17 protein-coding genes are annotated in these 14981 nt (G+C 73.5%); 4 read left to right on the top strand and 13 right to left on the bottom strand.

Annotated elements, in window-relative coordinates:
* Nucleotides 1–34 precede the first annotated feature (34 nt).
* A complete protein-coding gene (locus tag ACIGFK_RS30030; protein ID WP_386465655.1) occupies nucleotides 35–418 on the top strand; it encodes a hypothetical protein in 384 nt (127 codons plus the stop codon).
* Nucleotides 419–445: 27 nt separating this feature from the next.
* Here ACIGFK_RS30030 and der read toward each other — a convergent pair whose 3' ends face one another.
* The 5 genes from der to ACIGFK_RS30005 form a co-directional block, all read right to left on the bottom strand.
* A complete protein-coding gene (der, locus tag ACIGFK_RS30025) occupies nucleotides 446–1912 on the bottom strand; it encodes a ribosome biogenesis GTPase Der (protein WP_376660648.1) in 1467 nt (488 codons plus the stop codon).
* Nucleotides 1913–1987: 75 nt separating this feature from the next.
* On the bottom strand, nucleotides 1988–2575 hold the full coding sequence (locus tag ACIGFK_RS30020; protein WP_386465751.1) for a lysophospholipid acyltransferase family protein: 588 nt from the start codon (nucleotides 2573–2575) through the stop codon (nucleotides 1988–1990).
* 56 nt (nucleotides 2576–2631) lie between these two features.
* On the bottom strand, nucleotides 2632–3339 hold the full coding sequence (gene cmk, locus ACIGFK_RS30015; protein WP_376660647.1) for a (d)CMP kinase: 708 nt from the start codon (nucleotides 3337–3339) through the stop codon (nucleotides 2632–2634).
* Between the two features lie 246 nt (nucleotides 3340–3585).
* Nucleotides 3586–4674 (bottom strand): prephenate dehydrogenase, encoded by a 1089-nt coding sequence (locus ACIGFK_RS30010; protein ID WP_376660646.1) that lies wholly within the window; start codon nucleotides 4672–4674, stop codon nucleotides 3586–3588.
* A gap of 138 nt (nucleotides 4675–4812) precedes the next feature.
* Entirely contained in the window at nucleotides 4813–5298 is a 486-nt protein-coding gene (locus ACIGFK_RS30005) for a YidB family protein (RefSeq protein ID WP_386465650.1), read from the bottom strand.
* Between the two features lie 91 nt (nucleotides 5299–5389).
* Here ACIGFK_RS30005 and ACIGFK_RS30000 point away from each other — a divergent pair, with 91 nt between their 5' ends.
* From ACIGFK_RS30000 to ACIGFK_RS29990, 3 genes are all read left to right on the top strand, one after another.
* Entirely contained in the window at nucleotides 5390–5758 is a 369-nt protein-coding gene (locus tag ACIGFK_RS30000) for a DUF952 domain-containing protein (protein WP_376660644.1), read from the top strand.
* Between the two features lie 64 nt (nucleotides 5759–5822).
* Entirely contained in the window at nucleotides 5823–6287 is a 465-nt protein-coding gene (locus ACIGFK_RS29995; RefSeq protein WP_376660643.1) for a Rieske (2Fe-2S) protein, read from the top strand.
* 28 nt (nucleotides 6288–6315) lie between these two features.
* Nucleotides 6316–6996: a DNA polymerase beta superfamily protein gene (locus ACIGFK_RS29990; RefSeq protein ID WP_400054327.1), complete on the top strand. Its 681-nt coding sequence runs from the start codon at nucleotides 6316–6318 to the stop codon at nucleotides 6994–6996.
* Between the two features lie 56 nt (nucleotides 6997–7052).
* Here the strand turns inward: ACIGFK_RS29990 and ACIGFK_RS29985 are convergent, their stop codons facing one another.
* The 8 genes from ACIGFK_RS29985 to ACIGFK_RS29950 all read right to left on the bottom strand — a co-directional run bounded on the left by ACIGFK_RS29985 (nucleotide 7053) and on the right by ACIGFK_RS29950 (nucleotide 14563).
* Nucleotides 7053–7811 carry a DNA polymerase beta superfamily protein gene (locus tag ACIGFK_RS29985; RefSeq protein ID WP_376660641.1) on the bottom strand — a complete coding sequence of 253 codons (759 nt, stop codon included), beginning with the start codon at nucleotides 7809–7811 and terminating at the stop codon, nucleotides 7053–7055.
* A gap of 3 nt (nucleotides 7812–7814) precedes the next feature.
* Entirely contained in the window at nucleotides 7815–8825 is a 1011-nt protein-coding gene (locus tag ACIGFK_RS29980; protein WP_376660640.1) for an ADP-ribosylglycohydrolase family protein, read from the bottom strand.
* Nucleotides 8822–9562, bottom strand: a complete 741-nt coding sequence (locus ACIGFK_RS29975; protein WP_376660639.1) for an NUDIX domain-containing protein — start codon at nucleotides 9560–9562, stop codon at nucleotides 8822–8824. Before ACIGFK_RS29975 ends, ACIGFK_RS29980 begins: the two co-directional genes overlap by 4 nt.
* A complete protein-coding gene (locus tag ACIGFK_RS29970; protein ID WP_376660638.1) occupies nucleotides 9559–10638 on the bottom strand; it encodes an AAA family ATPase in 1080 nt (359 codons plus the stop codon). The genes ACIGFK_RS29975 and ACIGFK_RS29970 overlap by 4 nt, the downstream gene beginning before the upstream one ends.
* Nucleotides 10635–11231, bottom strand: coding sequence for a nicotinamide riboside transporter PnuC (gene pnuC / locus ACIGFK_RS29965; RefSeq protein ID WP_376660637.1), 597 nt, complete (start codon nucleotides 11229–11231; stop codon nucleotides 10635–10637). Before pnuC ends, ACIGFK_RS29970 begins: the two co-directional genes overlap by 4 nt.
* A gap of 118 nt (nucleotides 11232–11349) precedes the next feature.
* Nucleotides 11350–12696, bottom strand: a complete 1347-nt coding sequence (locus tag ACIGFK_RS29960; RefSeq protein ID WP_376660636.1) for a pseudouridine synthase — start codon at nucleotides 12694–12696, stop codon at nucleotides 11350–11352.
* Complete coding sequence (gene scpB / locus ACIGFK_RS29955; RefSeq protein ID WP_376660635.1) at nucleotides 12696–13328, bottom strand: SMC-Scp complex subunit ScpB; 633 nt, start codon at nucleotides 13326–13328, stop codon at nucleotides 12696–12698. Before scpB ends, ACIGFK_RS29960 begins: the two co-directional genes overlap by 1 nt.
* Nucleotides 13325–14563 carry a segregation/condensation protein A gene (locus tag ACIGFK_RS29950; RefSeq protein ID WP_386465636.1) on the bottom strand — a complete coding sequence of 413 codons (1239 nt, stop codon included), beginning with the start codon at nucleotides 14561–14563 and terminating at the stop codon, nucleotides 13325–13327. The genes scpB and ACIGFK_RS29950 overlap by 4 nt, the downstream gene beginning before the upstream one ends.
* Nucleotides 14564–14981: the final 418 nt, after the last annotated feature.

Genomic DNA, 14981 nt, shown 5'->3' with positions numbered 1-14981 from the left:
GCATCCGCAGGGCACCGCGTTCGTTGGCTGGTACGTGCACTCATACGACTCCTCCCGCGCCCCCGCCCGTACGAGCACCGTCTCGCCCACCCCGATCTACGACACGCTGTACTCGGAGTACCTGCGTGCCTTCCGGGCACTGCCCGGCGACCGCACGGGCGAGGAGGACCTCGGGTTCACGGCGTTCTCGTACGGGGGCGGTTACACCGGCGGCAGCTCGTACTCCGGCGGCTGGAACGGTTCCGCGTGGCAGCGCGTCGACGACTGGCAGCCCTCGTACAGCCCGCAGCCGCCCGCCTACTCCTACGCGGGCACCGCGTCCGAGCCCTCCCCCGCATACAGCGGCGGGCGGCAGCACCAGACCGGGATGACGCACATCCCGGCGGCCCTGCCGCCCGCTCCGCGCCGGGGCTACTGACCCCGGTACCGCTGCTCCTGCCCGGTACTACTTCTTCTTCTTGTACTGGGCGCCGCGCTTCTCGCGCACCCGCACCGAGATGTGGATCGGGGTGCCCTCGAAGCCGAACTCCTCGCGCAGCCGGCGCTCGATGAAGCGCCGGTAGCCGTGCTCCAGGAAGCCGGACGCGAAGAGGACGAACCGCGGCGGCTTGCTGCCGGCCTGGGTACCGAACAGGATGCGGGGCTGCTTGCCGCCGCGGATCGGGTGCGGGTGGGCGGCGACGACCTCACCGAGGAAGGCGTTCAGCCGGCCGGTGGGGATGCGCGTCTCCCAGCCCGCGAGGGCGGTCTCGATCGCCGGGACCAGCTTCTCCATGTGGCGGCCGGTGAGCGCCGAGACGTTCACCCGGGGCGCCCAGGAGACCTGCTGCATCTCGGTCTCGATCTCGCGCTCGAGGTAGTAGCGGCGCTCCTCGTCGAGCTCGTCCCACTTGTTGTAGGCGATCACGATCGCGCGGCCGGACTCGACGGCCATGGTGATGATGCGCTGGTCCTGGACGCTGATCTGCTCGGTCGTGTCGATCAGGATGACCGCGACCTCGGCCTTCTCCACGGCCGCGGCCGTGCGCAGGGAGGCGTAGTAGTCGGCGCCCTGCTGGAGGTGGACCTTCTTGCGGATGCCGGCGGTGTCGACGAACTTCCAGGTGACGCCGCCGAGCTCGATCAGCTCGTCGACCGGGTCGCGGGTGGTGCCGGCCAGCTCGTTGACGACGACCCGCTCCTCCTTCGCGACCTTGTTGAGCAGCGAGGACTTGCCCACGTTCGGGCGGCCGATGAGCGCGATGCGGCGGGGGCCGCCGATGGGGGTGCCGGCGCCGAAGGTCTGCTCGGGGGCCTCGGGAAGGGCCTCGAGGACGGCGTCCAGCATGTCGCCGGTGCCGCGGCCGTGCAGCGAGGAGACCGGGTGCGGCATGCCGAGGCCCAGGGACCACAGGGCGGCCGCGTCGGACTCGCCGCTCTGGCCGTCGACCTTGTTGGCGCACAGCACGACGGGCTTCTTGGACTTGCGCAGCAGGCGTACGACGGCCTCGTCGGTGTCGGTGGCGCCGACCTTGGCGTCGACGACGAAGACCACGGCGTCGGCGGACTCGATGGCGTACTCGGCCTGGGCGGCGACGGAGGCGTCGATGCCGAGGACGTCCTGCTCCCAGCCGCCGGTGTCGACGACCGTGAAGCGGCGGCCCGCCCACTCGGCCTCGTACATGACGCGGTCGCGGGTGACGCCGGGCTTGTCCTCTACGACCGCCTCGCGGCGGCCGATGATGCGGTTCACCAGGGTCGACTTGCCGACGTTCGGCCGCCCCACGATGGCGAGGACGGGGAGGGGACCGGCAGCGGCCTCCTGGAGGGCACCTTCGACGTCCTCGATGTCGAAGCCCTCTTCCGCGGCGAGCTCCATGAACTCCGCGTACTCGGCATCGCCAAGTGCTCCGTGGTCGTGCTGGTCGTTCATGAAGTCCGTTCCTCGTCGTTCGTGGTGATCGGTGGTACCCGCGCAGCGCGGTTCCACTACTAGGTCAAGTCTCGCTCAGCGCCCGGTGAGGCGCTTGGCGTCGGCCAGGTGGGCGGTCAGCCGGTCCTGGATGCGTACGGTGGCCTGGTCCAGCGCGGTACGGGTGCGGCGGCCACTGCCGTCCCCGGCGTCGAAGGCCGAGCCGAAGACGACGTCGACCCGGCTCTTGAGGGCGGGCAGCCCCTTGACGAGCCGCCCCGGCGTGTCGCCGCTGCCCAGCACGGCCACCGGCACGATGGGCGCGCCGCTGCGGACCGCGAAGTAGGCGAGCCCGGCGCGCAGCGAGGCGAAGTCCCCTTCGCCCCGGGTGCCCTCGGGGAAGATCCCCAGGGCGCCGCCGTTGTCGAGCACGTTCAGGGCGCGGCCTATGGCCGTCCGGTCGGGACCGCTGCGGTCGACCTTGACCTGCCCGATCCCTTCGAGGAAGGGGCCGAGCGGGCCGACGTACGCTTCCTTCTTGATCAGGAAGTGCAGGGGTCGCGGCGCGGTGCCCATCACCATGGGGCCGTCGATGTTGTGCGAGTGGTTCACGGCGAGGATGACGGGGCCCGAAGCGGGCACCTTCCAGGCGCCGAGCACGCGGGGCTTCCACAGCCCGTACATGAGCCCGATGCCGATGCGCCTGCCGACCGCCGCACCCTTGAGGGAGGGCGTACCGCTCACTTGCGACCCGCCCGCTTCTCTTCCACCAGGGTCACGACGCACTCGATGACCTGGTCGAGCGTGAGCTCGGTGGTGTCGACCTCGACGGCGTCGCCGGCCTTGGCCAGGGGGGAGGTCTTGCGGCCGGAGTCCGCGGCGTCGCGCTTGATCAGCGCCGCCTTGGTGGCCGCGAGGTCGGCGGCCTCCTTGCCGCGCAGCTCACCGCTGCGGCGGGCCGCGCGGGCCTCCGGGGAAGCGGTGAGGAAGATCTTCAGGTCGGCGTCGGGCAGCACGGTGGTGCCGATGTCCCGGCCCTCGACGACGATCCCGTCGGCCTCCTCGGCCGCCTCGGCGGCGATGGAGCGCTGGAGCTCGGTGATCAGGGCGCGCACCTCGGGGACGGCGCTGACGGCGCTGACCTTGGAGGTGACCTCCTGGGTACGGATGGGACCGGCGGCGTCGAGGCCGTCCACGGTGATGGTGGGCGCGGCCGGGTCCGTACCGGAGACGATGGCGGGCTTGCCGGCGGCGAGGGCGATCGCCTCCGGGTCCTCGGTGTCCACGCCGTTGGTGATCATCCACCAGGTGATGGCCCGGTACTGGGCACCGGTGTCCAGGTAGCGCAGCCCGAGCTTGGCGGCGACGGCCTTCGAGGTGCTGGACTTGCCCGTGCCGGAGGGACCGTCGATGGCGACGATCACGGCTGCCGGAGCTGCGGTTTCCACGGTGCGGGCACCTTCCTGGTTAGCGCGTAGGTGTGCAGGCGCGCAAAAACGCCCCTGCTCCAGGTTACCGGCCCCGGGAAGCCCCCGGTCCCGGGCGGCTCAAAGCCCCGGGGCAGCGCCCCGTACCCCGCTCCTCAAACGCCGGAGGGGCTGGAGTTCCGGCGTTTGAGGCGTGGGGTCCGGGGTCCGGGGCGGCGCCGCGGCAGCGGCGCCGTGCCCGCCCCGCCCGGCCGCCGCCCCGCGGGGCTACTGCTGCCGCAGCGCCCAGCCCCGCTCCCGGAGCTCGGCCGTCAGGCCGGCTACCGCCCGCGGCTCCACCATCAGCTGGACCAGACCCGCCTGCTGCCCGGTCGCGTGCTCGATCCGCACGTCCTCGATGTTGACGCCCGCCCGCCCCGCATCGGCGAAGATCCGCGCCAGCTCGCCCGGCTGGTCGGAGATGAGCACGGCCACCGTCTCGTAGACCGTCGGCGCCGCGCCGTGCTTGCCCGGCACCCGCACCCGTCCCGCGTTCCCGCGCCGCAGGACGTCCTCGATCCCGGCGGCGCCGCTGCGCCGCTTCTCCTCGTCGGCCGACTGCAGGCCCCGCAGCGCCTCGACGGTCTCCTGCAGGTCGGCCGCGATCCCGGCCAGGACGTCCGCCACCGGCCCCGGGTTCGCCGACAGGATCTCCACCCACATCCGGGGGTCGGAGGCCGCGATCCGCGTCACGTCCCTTATCCCCTGCCCGCACAGCCGGACGGCCGTCTCGTCGGCGCCTTCCAGCCGGGCCGCGACCATGCTGGACACCAGCTGCGGGGTGTGGGAGACCAGCGCCACCGCCCGGTCGTGGGCCTCCGCGTCCATCACGATGGGGACGGCCCGGCACAGGGCGACCAGTTCCAGGGCGAGGTTCAGCACCTCGTGCTCCGTGTCCCGGGTCGGGGTCAGCACCCAGGGGCGGCCCTCGAAGAGGTCCGCGGAGCCCGCGAGCGGCCCCGACCGCTCCTTGCCGGCCATCGGGTGGGTGCCGATGTAGGAGGTCAGGTCCACGCCGAGCTCCGTGAGCTCCTGCCGCGGCCCGCCCTTGACGCTGGCCACGTCCACGTACGCACGCGCCACGCCGCGCCCGATCACGTCCGCCAGGGTCGCCGCCACGTGGGCCGGCGGTACGGCGACGATCGCGAGGTCGACCTGGCCCTCGAAGGGCTCGTCGGTGCCGGCGCCGAGGGCGGCCGCGGTACGGGCCTGGGCCGGGTCGTGGTCGACGAGGTGGACGGTGATGCCCCGGCCCGACAGGGCGAGTGCTGCGGAGGTGCCGATCAGTCCGGTTCCGATGACGACGGCGGTTCTCACGGGGGCGCTCCAGGGTTGCGTAAGGGATCAAGGACTCTGCGTGGCCAGAGTAGCCAGAGTGGGCAGCGCGAGGGCCCGGCCGCCCATCCCGTGGGACGGGGCCGCCGGGCCCTCGTGCGAAACCTGTCGTACGGCGGGTCAGAGGGCCTGTGCCTTGATGATGTCCTCCAGTGAACCGGACGGCATCCGACCGCTCGGGGTCAGCCTGTCGACGGCCTGCGGCAGGGTCTGCGCGATCTGGTCCGCGGCCTGCTCCGGACTGACGCCCGCTTCCCGGGCGACCTGCTGCAGGGTGTCGGCCGGCAGCGCCTCCCTGACCTGTGCGCCGCTGACGGGCTGGTTGTCCCCCGTGCCGATCCAGGACTGGGCCTGGTCCCCGAGGCCGGACCTGGTCAGCATGTCCAGGAGCCCGCCGAGCGGGTTGCCGTTCCCGCCGGCCTGGGCGCCGCCACCGCCCGCGCCGCCGCCGCCCATGAGCGCGCCGAGCAGGGAGCCGAGGATGTTGCCACCGCCCTGACCGCCGCCGGAGCCGCCGAGGAGGCCGCCGAGAAGGGAGCCGAGGTCGTTACCCGCCATCGTGATGCCTTTCGAAGAGGGACCGGGCCGCGCGGACAGCGTCGTCAACCCGGCTTCGAGACACGGACAATCTCGCTGATAGCGGTTGATACCGCCACCTGGCGCACGGCTCCCCGGCCGCTGGGGTAGAACGATCGGCATGATCTTCCACATCGTCCCGCTCGCCGACTGGACCGCCGCGCCCGACCTTCCGTACGCCCCGCCCTCGCTCGACTCCGAGGGTTTCGTGCACTGTTCGGCGGACCGGGCGACCGCCCTCGCGATCGTCGAGGCGCACTACCGGGAGCTGCCGGGGACCCTGCTCGCGGTGGAACTCGACGAGGCCGCGCTGACTGCGGAGGTCCGCCGGGAGGGTGACGCGGGCGACCGCTACCCGCATGTTTTCGGCCCGTTGAACCGGGAAGCAGTGGGGCGCGTGTTCGAGGTGGTACGCACACCCGGCAGCCCTGCCTCACTGGCCCCATGGGAGCCCACCGCCCGCGCCGACGGCGCGGCGGACTTCACCTGAGGGCCGGTACAGGCCAGGATGCTGCTCGCCCGACCGGCCACACAGCTGAGCTGAGGAGACACCCATGAGCGACCCCACGACCACCGCCCGCCGCACTGTCCTGGCGGTGGGAGCGGCAGCCCTCGCGGGCGGCACCCTCGCCGCGTGCGGCAGCAGCGAGAAGGAACAGCCCAAGAGCGAATCGGGCAGCGCGGCCACCCCGTCCTCGGGCGGTTCCGCCTCCGCGCCCGCGGCGGGCGGCAAGGCCATCGCCAAGGCGGCGGACGTACCGGTGGGCGGCGGCACGGTCCTCAAGGAGGAGAAGCTGGTCGTCACCCAGCCCACCGCCGGGTCGTTCCGCTGCTTCAGCGCGGTCTGCACGCACCAGGGCTGCCTGGTCAACAAGGTGGAGAACGGCACCATCGACTGCCCCTGCCACGGCAGCAAGTTCCAGGTCGCGGACGGCGCCGTGGCCCACGGCCCGGCCACCAAGCCGCTGCCCGAGAAGAAGATCACCGTGGCTCCGGACGGGAACATCTCGCTCGCGTAGCGGGGGCCTCGGCGCCTAACCTCCCGGGATGGACGATCTGACACTGGTACGGGACCACACGGTCTACCGGTGCGTGATGGGGTCCCGGGCGTTCGGGCTGGCGACGGAGGCGAGCGACACCGACCGGCGCGGTGTCTACCTCGCCCCGACGCCGCTGTTCTGGCGGTTCGAGAAACCCCCCACGCACGTGGAGGGCCCTCGGGACGAGGAGTTCTCCTGGGAGCTGGAGCGCTTCTGCGAGCTCGCCCTGCGCGCCAACCCGAACATCCTGGAGTGCCTGCACTCCCCGCTCGTGGAGGAGGCCACGCCGGTCGGTGAGGAACTCCTCTCCCTGCGCGGTGCGTTCCTCTCCCGCCGGGCCCACACCAGCTTCAGCCGGTACGCGGCTTCCCAGCGCGGCAAGCTCCTCGCGGACGTCCGCGTCCACGGGGCCCCGCGCTGGAAGCACGCCATGCACCTGCTGCGGCTGCTGCTGTCCTGCCGCGACCTGCTGCGCACGGGCCGTCTGACCGTCGACGCGGGTCCGTACCGCGAGCGCCTGCTCGCCGTCCGCCGCGGCGAGGCCTCCTGGGAGGAGGTCGACGCCTGGATGGCGCGGCTCCAGGAGGAGACGGAGTCGGCCCTCTCGACCACGCCCCTGCCCGCGGAGCCGGATCTGGCCCGCGTCGAGGACTTCCTGGTGCGCACGCGCCGCGCCGCGGCCTCCTAGTGCGGTGACCGGAAAGGTTCACCAGGTCGCGGCGCCCGGCACGGCACCTCGCCGCGTCAGCCGAGCTGCGTGCGGCGCCGTACGACCAGCTCGTCGAGCGCGTCGTACGCGGACGCGTGCTCCGGCAGCGCCGACGCGGCCTGCGCCGCGTCCAGCACCGCGTGCAGCGCCTCGAAGTCGCTGCGCACCCCGGCGGGGTCCGGCCCTTCGTAGCCCCCGTGCTCGGCGGCCACCTTGGCCTCGATCAGGGCCCCCAGGTACGGCGGCGCCTCGGCCACCTCGCCGAGCAGGGTCGGCAGGTGCGCCTGCACCTCGCCCGACCGCATCAGGTGGATGCCGGTGAGCAGGGCCCGGAACGCATAGAGCACCGGCTTGAGTTCGCGGGCCTTGTCGAAGAGCCGCCACTGGGTGTTGGCGAAGCCCCGGTAGTGGTGGGCGTGGTGGGAGGTCAGGACGCCCGGGGCCAGCGCGATCAGCTCCTCGTGCGTCGGCGTCGTGTGGACGACGAGCGGGGACAGCAGCTGCTCCAGGACGTAGCCGTTGCGGTTCAGCATCAGGCGGACGAACTTGCGCAGGTCGTGCGTGACCAGGTCCATCTCCACGTCGTCCCGGTCCCACATACGGGTGCGGGTCTCCTCGGGGTCGCGGAGCCCGAGGAGGGCTCCGGCCGGGAGCAGGTGCGCACCGCGCAGGTCGACGTCGGAGTCCCGGGAGGGGAATCCGTACAGGTGGGCGCCCGAGACCGTGGCGAAGAGCAGCGGGTCGGGCTGCTCCGCCACGACGGGGGCGAGGTCGAGACTCAGGGCATCCAGCATGGATCAAGCATCCCAGAGGGCTCCGAAGGCCAGGAGCTCGTCCCGGTACTCGATGCGGCCCTCCCAGTCGCGGGGCCAGACGTCCGCGCCGAGGTGGGCTCCCGCGAAGGCGCCGGCGAGGCAGGCGATGGAGTCCGAGTCGCCCTTGGTGCAGGCCCCGCGGCGCAGGGCCAGGAGGGGTTCGTCGGGGAAGAGCAGGAAGCACTGGAGGGCGGTCGCGAGGGCCTCCTCCGCGATCCAGCCGTCGCCGGTGGTGAGGCAGGGGTCGGTTTCCGGGGAGGGGCTGCGCAGGGCGGCCGCCAGCCGGTCGAGGACGGCCAGGCACTCGTCCCAGCCGCGCGCGATGAAGGACTCGGGCGAGGCGTCGGAGGCGGTGCGCATCCACAGGTCGCCCAGCCAGCGCTCGTGGTAGCGGGTGCGGTTCTCCAGGGCGTACGAGCGCAGCAGCCCGACCAGCCCCGTCACCTCGGTGCCCTGCGCCAGGAGGTGGACCGCGCGGGCCGTCAGGTCGGAGGCGGCGAGCGCCGTGGGGTGGCCGTGGGTGAGGGCCGACTGGAGCTGGGCGGCGCCCGCCCGTTCCTCCTCGGTCCAGCCGGGGACCAGCCCCACGGGGGCCACCCGCATGTTCGCGCCGCAGCCCTTGGAGCCGATCTGGCTGGCGTCCCGCCAGTCCCGCTCGGGGTGGTTCAGCAGCGAGCAGGCCCGCAGGCAGGTGTTGCCGGGGGCGCGGTTGTTCTCCGGCGAGTGGTACCAGTCGACGAACTCCTCGCGGACCGGGCGGGCGAGGCGCAGCGGGCCCACCCGGCCCCGCTCGGCGGCGGTCCGTATGCCTCGCGCCAGGGCGAGGGTCATCTGGGTGTCGTCCGTGACGATCGCCGGGCGGGGCAGCTTCATCTCCCGCCAGGGGCCGGTCTTGGCCAGGATCGACGGCACGTCGTTGAACTCGGTGGGGAAGCCGAGGGCGTCGCCCAGGGCCAGCCCGAGCAGGGCGCCGGTCGCGGCTCGCTTCGTCATCGCGTGGGTCCTTCGGGTCGGAGCAGTGGCGGGTGGAGGGCCGTCGCGGGGCCGGCCCGGTAGAGGGCGGCCGGTTTGCCGCGCCCGCCGGTCAGCCGGGCGGCGCCCGGTACGGCTTCGACGAACCCGGGCGTGGCGAGGACCTTGCGGCGGAAGTTGGGGCGGTCGAGGGTGGTGTCCCAGACGGTCTCGTAGACGGCCTGGAGCTCCCCGAGGGTGAATTCGGGCGGGCAGAAGGCGGTGGCCAGGCAGGTGTACTCCAGCTTCGAGCGGATCCGCTCGCGGGCGTCGCCCAGGATGACCGCGTGGTCGAAGGCCAGTTCCCGGGCCTCCCCCACGGGCACCCAGCGGGCGTGCGCTGCGTCGCCGCCCCCCTCCGGCGCCGGCTCCGGCAGGTCCGGGACCAGCGCCGTGAAGGCCACCGAGACCACCCGCATCCGGGGGTCGCGGTCCGGTTCGCTGTAGGTGCGCAGCTGTTCCAGGTGCAGGGCCGCCACCAGGGGCTCCGCGAGGCCGGTCTCCTCGGCCAGTTCGCGGCGGGCGGCGGTCTCGGCGGACTCCCGGGGCAGGACGAAGCCGCCGGGCAGCGCCCAGGCCCCCTCGTAGGGCTCCTGGCCGCGCCGGATGAGCAGCACGTGCAGGAGCCCGGCCCGTACGGTGAACACCGCGAGGTCGACGGTCACCGCGAACGGCGAGAAGGCGTACGGGTCGTAGCCCGCGGGGGGCGCGCCACTCATCGGTTCTCCGGCAGGGGGTCGGCGAAGTGCCAGCCCTCGGCGAGCAGCTCGTCGACGGCCGCCACCGCGGCGGCCAGCCGTTCCTCGCGGCTGCCCCGCATGACGAGGTGGCGTCTGCCGGTGCGCTCCAGTTCCTCCCGGAACCGTCCGGTCATCCAGGGCCGCAGGTGCGGGCCGTCGCGCAGTCCGTCGTCCTCGAAGGGCACGTCCGCGTCGTCCGTCAGCAGGTACAGGTCGCGCCGGGTGAGGGCGGCGGTCTTCTCGACCTCCTCGTTGCGTCCGCCGACGTAGCGCTCGTGCCAGATGCCGGTGGCGAAGGAGTCGGTGTCGCAGAACAGCACCGGCGAGCCCAGCCGGGCCGCCTGCTCCTCCTCCGCGTCCTGCCGCCGGGCGATGACCGGGAACTCCTGCGAGGCGAAGGTGATGTCCTCCCAGGTGGCCGCCGGGTCGGCGGCGCGGGCCGCCGCCAGTTTCTCCTCGCTGTAGCGGCGCCCGTACTCGGCGACCCAGCCCGTCGCGGCCCACACCCCGCCACGGGCCCGGTAGTGCGCCGCGAGCGCCCGGGACAGCGTCGTCGTGCCGGTGGACTCGGCGCCCAGTACGACGACCCGCCGGGCCAGGGAGGCCCGTACGGCCGGCCCCAGGAAGTCCCAGCAGCCCGCGGGATCGGCCCGTACGGCCGTCCCGGAGACGGGGAACAGGCTGCGGGCCGGGTCGACGCAGACCTCCTCGGCGCCGAACCGCCGTGCGAGCTCGGTCCCGTACTGCTCCGAGGTGAAGACGGCGTCGACGGGCCGGCCGACCGCTTCCCGGAAGATCGCCATGTGCGCCTCCCAGACCGCGGGGTCCGTGAGGTCGACCGGGATGTCGTCGACCGCGCCGACGACGTCCGCGCCGGGGTGCTCCTCGCGCATCCAGGCGACCCGGTCGGCGAGCGGGACCGACTCCACGGAGGCCGCGCACACGAGCACGGTGAGCCGGTCGCAGCGGTCCTGGGCGGTGCGCACCAGGTGGTGGTGGCCGGCGTGCGGCGGGTAGAACTTGCCGAGCACCAGCCCGTGGGCGTAGCGCCTCATGCCGTCGCCCCCAGCGCCGTACGGGTCCCGCGCTCGGGGAGGTCGCGGCGCCAGCCGGCCAGCCCGGCCACGCAGAGCGCGAGGAAGCCTGCGTACAGGGCGGCGGTCAGGTAGAGCCCCTTGTACGCGTACAGCGGGATGTAGACGAGGTCGGCGGCGATCCACAGCCACCAGGACTCGACGAGCTTGCGGCACTGGCCGTAGGTGGCCGCGAGCGAGAGCCCGGTCGTCAGGGCGTCCCAGAAGGGCACGGTGGAGTCGGTGGCGCGGCCCAGCAGCACGGTGAGGGCGAGGACCCCCACCGCCCCCGCCGCGGCCAGCCGGATCCACTCGGTGCGCGTTGTGCGGCGCACCGGCAGGGCCTCGGCGGTTCCTGGTCCACCCCCGTGGGTCCAGGACCACCAGCCGTACGCGGCGAGGGCGATGAAGACGATCTGCAGTCCGGCGTCGGCGTAGAGGCCGGCCTGGACGAACAGGACGATGAAGAAGACGTTGTTGGCGATGCCGATGGGCCAGTTGGCGACGTGCTGGCGGGCGACGAGCCAGACGCACAGGGCACCAGTGGCGAATCCGAGTACCTCGGTCCAGCTCATGACGATCCCTCGTTCCCTTTAATAGTCAGGTTGACTATAAACAGGGAGGAAGGGTCCGGACAAGGGAAAAGCCCGCAGCGCCGAAGGGCGCTGCGGGCTTTTCGGGGGTTTTGCGGTACTACAGGCCGACCTCGCGCATCAGCATGCCGACCTCGGTGTTGGTCAGGCGGCGCAGCCAGCCGGACTTCTGGTCGCCCAGCTCGATCGGCCCGAACGCGGTCCGGACGAGCTTGTCGACGGGGAAGCCCGCCTCGGACAGCATGCGGCGCACGATGTGCTTGCGGCCCTCGTGGAGGGTCACCTCGACCAGGTAGTTCTTGCCGACCTGGTCGACGACGCGGAAGTTGTCGGCACGGGCGTACCCGTCCTCCAGCTCGATGCCGTCCTTGAGCCGCTTGCCGATGTCGCGCGGCAGGCTGCCGGTGATCGCGGCGACGTACGTCTTCTGCACGCCGTACTTCGGGTGCGTGAGGCGGTGGGCCAGCTCGCCGTGGTTGGTGAGCAGGATGATGCCCTCGGTCTCGGTGTCGAGCCGGCCGACGTGGAAGAGACGCGTCTCACGGTTGGTGACGTAGTCGCCCAGGCACTGGCGGCCGTCCGGGTCCTCCATGGTGGAGACGACGCCGGCCGGCTTGTTCAGCGCGAAGAACAGGTACGACTGGGTGGCGACCGTCAGGCCGTCCACCTTGATCTCGTCCTTCGGCTGGACGCGCTTGCCCTGCTCCAGCACGATCTCGCCGTTGACCTCGACGCGGGCCTGCTCGATGAGCTCCTCGCAGGCGCGGCGCGAACCCATGCCGGCGCGGGCGAGCACCTTCTGCAGGCGCTCGCCTTCCTGCTCGGCGCCCGGGAAGGTCTTCGGGGTCTTGATCACGGGCTTGTCGGCGTACCGGTCGCGCACGCGCTCCTCGATCCGCGCGTCCAGCTCGCGGGGGCGGGACTGGCCGCTGCGGCTGCCCGGACCACGGCGCGGGCCGCCGGCGCCGCCGATGCCGGGGGTCTTGGAGGTCTTGGGACCGCCCTTGGCGCCGCCGCGCGCCGCCGCGCCACGGGCGCCGCCGCCGCCGGCCTTGGGGCCGCTGCGGCCGCTGCGCTCGCCCTCGGGACCCACGTCGTAGCGGCGCTCCTCGGGGCGCGGGTTGCGGATGCGGGGGGCCGGCTGATCGCGGTCTCGCGAGTCGGAGCCGCCGCCCTGGTAGCCGCCACCACCCTGGTAGCCGCCCGAGCCGCCCCCGCGGTAGCCACCGCCGGAGGAACCGCCGGAGCTGCCGCCGCGGTAGCCGCCGCCGGAGGAACCGCCACGGGATCCGCCGGAGCTGCCGCCCCGGCTGCCACCGCCGGAGCCGCTCCCGCGGAAGCCACCGCCGCCGCTGGAGGAGCCGCCGCGGGAGTTACCGCGCCCGCCTCCGGCGCCGCCGCCGCTGTTCCTGTTGCCGCCACCGTTGCCGTTGCCGCTGCTTCGCATCAAATGTCCGTCGTCTTGTCGTCTTCATCGGTGTCCGGTGCGTCCGGATCGAACGACGGCACACCTTCTTGCGTCTCGGCTTCGATCGCGTCCGCCTCGGGGAGGAAGGGCGCGAGCTCCGGGAGCTCGTCCAGGCCGCGCAGGCCCATCCGCTCCAGAAAGTAGTTCGTCGTCCTGTACAGGATCGCACCTGTTTCGGGTTCCGTGCCCGCCTCCTCCACCAGACCGCGCTGGAGGAGGGTCCGCATGACGCCGTCGCAGTTGACTCCGCGGACCGCAGAGACCCGTGAGCGGCTCACCGGCTGGCGGTACGCGACGACCGCCAGGGTCTCCAGCGCGGCCTGCGTGAGCCGGGCCTGCTGGCCGTCCAGTACGAAGCCCTCGACGGCCGGTGCGTACTCGGCGCGGGTGTAGAAGCGCCAGCCGCCGGCCACGAGCCTCAGCTCGAAGCCGCGCCGCTGCACCGTGTACTCGTCGGCGAGCTCGCGCAGCGCGTCCGCCACCTCGCGCGGGGTGCGCTCCAGCACCTTGGCGAGGTGCGCCTCGGTCGCGGGCTCGTCCACGACCATGAGGACGGCTTCCAGGGCCGGCTTCAGCTCCAGCCCCGCCACGGCACTCGTATCGCTGCTCAATCCTTCGCCTCCACGATGATCCGGTCGAACTCGTCGGTCACGGCCGGCACGCCGTCGCCGTCCCCGCCGCTCCAGCGCACGGTGAGGGTGTTCAGGGCCTCCTCCTGGTCGAGGACCACCGCCTTCTCCCGGTAGAGCTCCAGGAGGGCCAGGAAGCGGGCGACGACGGTGAGGGTGTCGTCGGTGTCCTCGGTGAGCTCCTGGAAGGTGGCCTCGCCCCGCGCCTTCAGCATCCGCACCACGAACCCGGCCTGCTCGCGCACGCTGACGAGCGGGGCGTGGATGTGGTCCACGTAGACCTGCGGCTTGGCCTTGGGCTGCATGGCCTTGACGGCGAGCCGGGCGAACCCGTCCGCGCCGATGCCGATGACGACCTCGGGGAGCAGGTCGGCGTGGTGCGCCTCCAGGCCGACGGTCCTCGGGTACCGCCGGCCCTCGGCCTCGGCGCGGCCCTCGAAGATCTCGGCGATCTTCTTGTAGGCCCGGTACTGGAGCAGCCGCGCGAAGAGCAGGTCCCGTGCCTCCAGCAGGGCGAGGTCGGCCTCGTCCTCCACTTCGGCGACGGGCAGCAGCCGGGCCGCCTTGAGGTCGAGGAGGGTGGCGGCGACGACGAGGAACTCGGTGGTCTGGTCGAGGTCCCAGTCGGGCCCCATGGCCCGGATGTGGGCCATGAACTCGTCGGTGACCTGGGACAGCGCGACCTCGGTGACGTCGAGCTTGTGCCGGGAGATCAGCTGCAGCAGCAGGTCGAACGGGCCCTCGAAGTTGTCGAGCCGCAGCGTGAACCGCCCGTCGCCTGCGGCGGGCCCCCCGCCCTCACCACCCGGAGCCGCCGCGGTCCGCCCGGCCCCGGCACCGCGCCCCGCGGCGGCGCCACCGTCACGCGACGCCACGGACCCGTCCGCCCCCCGGGCCCCGCCCCGCTCCTCCGGCGCGCCCACGTGCGCTGCCGGCACCCCGCCGTCACGCGACGACGCGGGCCGGTCCGCCGCGGCCTCGTGCTCCGCGGAGGCCTCTCCGTCGGGGGCCGGGACGCCGTCTGCCGCCCGCGGGCCCGCCTCGCGCCCCTCAGGGGCCTCAGGGGCCTCAGGGGCGCGCTCCGGCTCCGCCGCCCCTTGAACCGGCTCCGGGCCCTCAGAGGCCCCTCCAGGGCCTTCCGGGACCTCTCCCGACGCACCGGGGCCCCGGCCCAGCGGACGGCGGGTCGGGCGGCCGGATTCGGCGGGGAGGGGCATCGGGGTCCAGAGGTGGCGCGGAGGGGACGGCATGAGGCCGGGCGGGGACACCCCGCGGCCACGAGCAGCCTAGTCCGGCCACCGGACCCCACGGCCCGCGCCACGATCCGCCCCTGCGGGTGTCGGCCCGCCCCTCAACCCCGCCGCCCGGCACCCCAGCCCTCCGGGGGCACCCCGGCCCGTACGGCGCGCACGCCGACCCCGCCGCCCGGCACCCCAATCCCTCCGGGAGGCACCCAGCCCCTCCGGCGTTTGAGGAGCGGGTCCGGGCAGAGCCCGGTGCCCGGCGGGGCCGGGTTTCGGGGGGGGGGGGGCCCCCCCCCCCCCCCCCCCCCCCCCCGGCCCGCGGGGGGGGGGGGGGGCCCGCCCCCCCCCCCCCCCCGCCCCCCCCCCCCCCCCCCCGGCCCCCGCCGGAGGC

The sequence above is a fragment of the Streptomyces sp. NPDC085524 genome (assembly GCF_044541755.1).
Classification (GTDB): Bacteria; Actinomycetota; Actinomycetes; order Streptomycetales; family Streptomycetaceae; genus Streptomyces.
The sequence above is the reverse complement of the archived record's forward strand: the minus strand, read 5'-3'. Positions and strand labels throughout refer to the sequence as shown.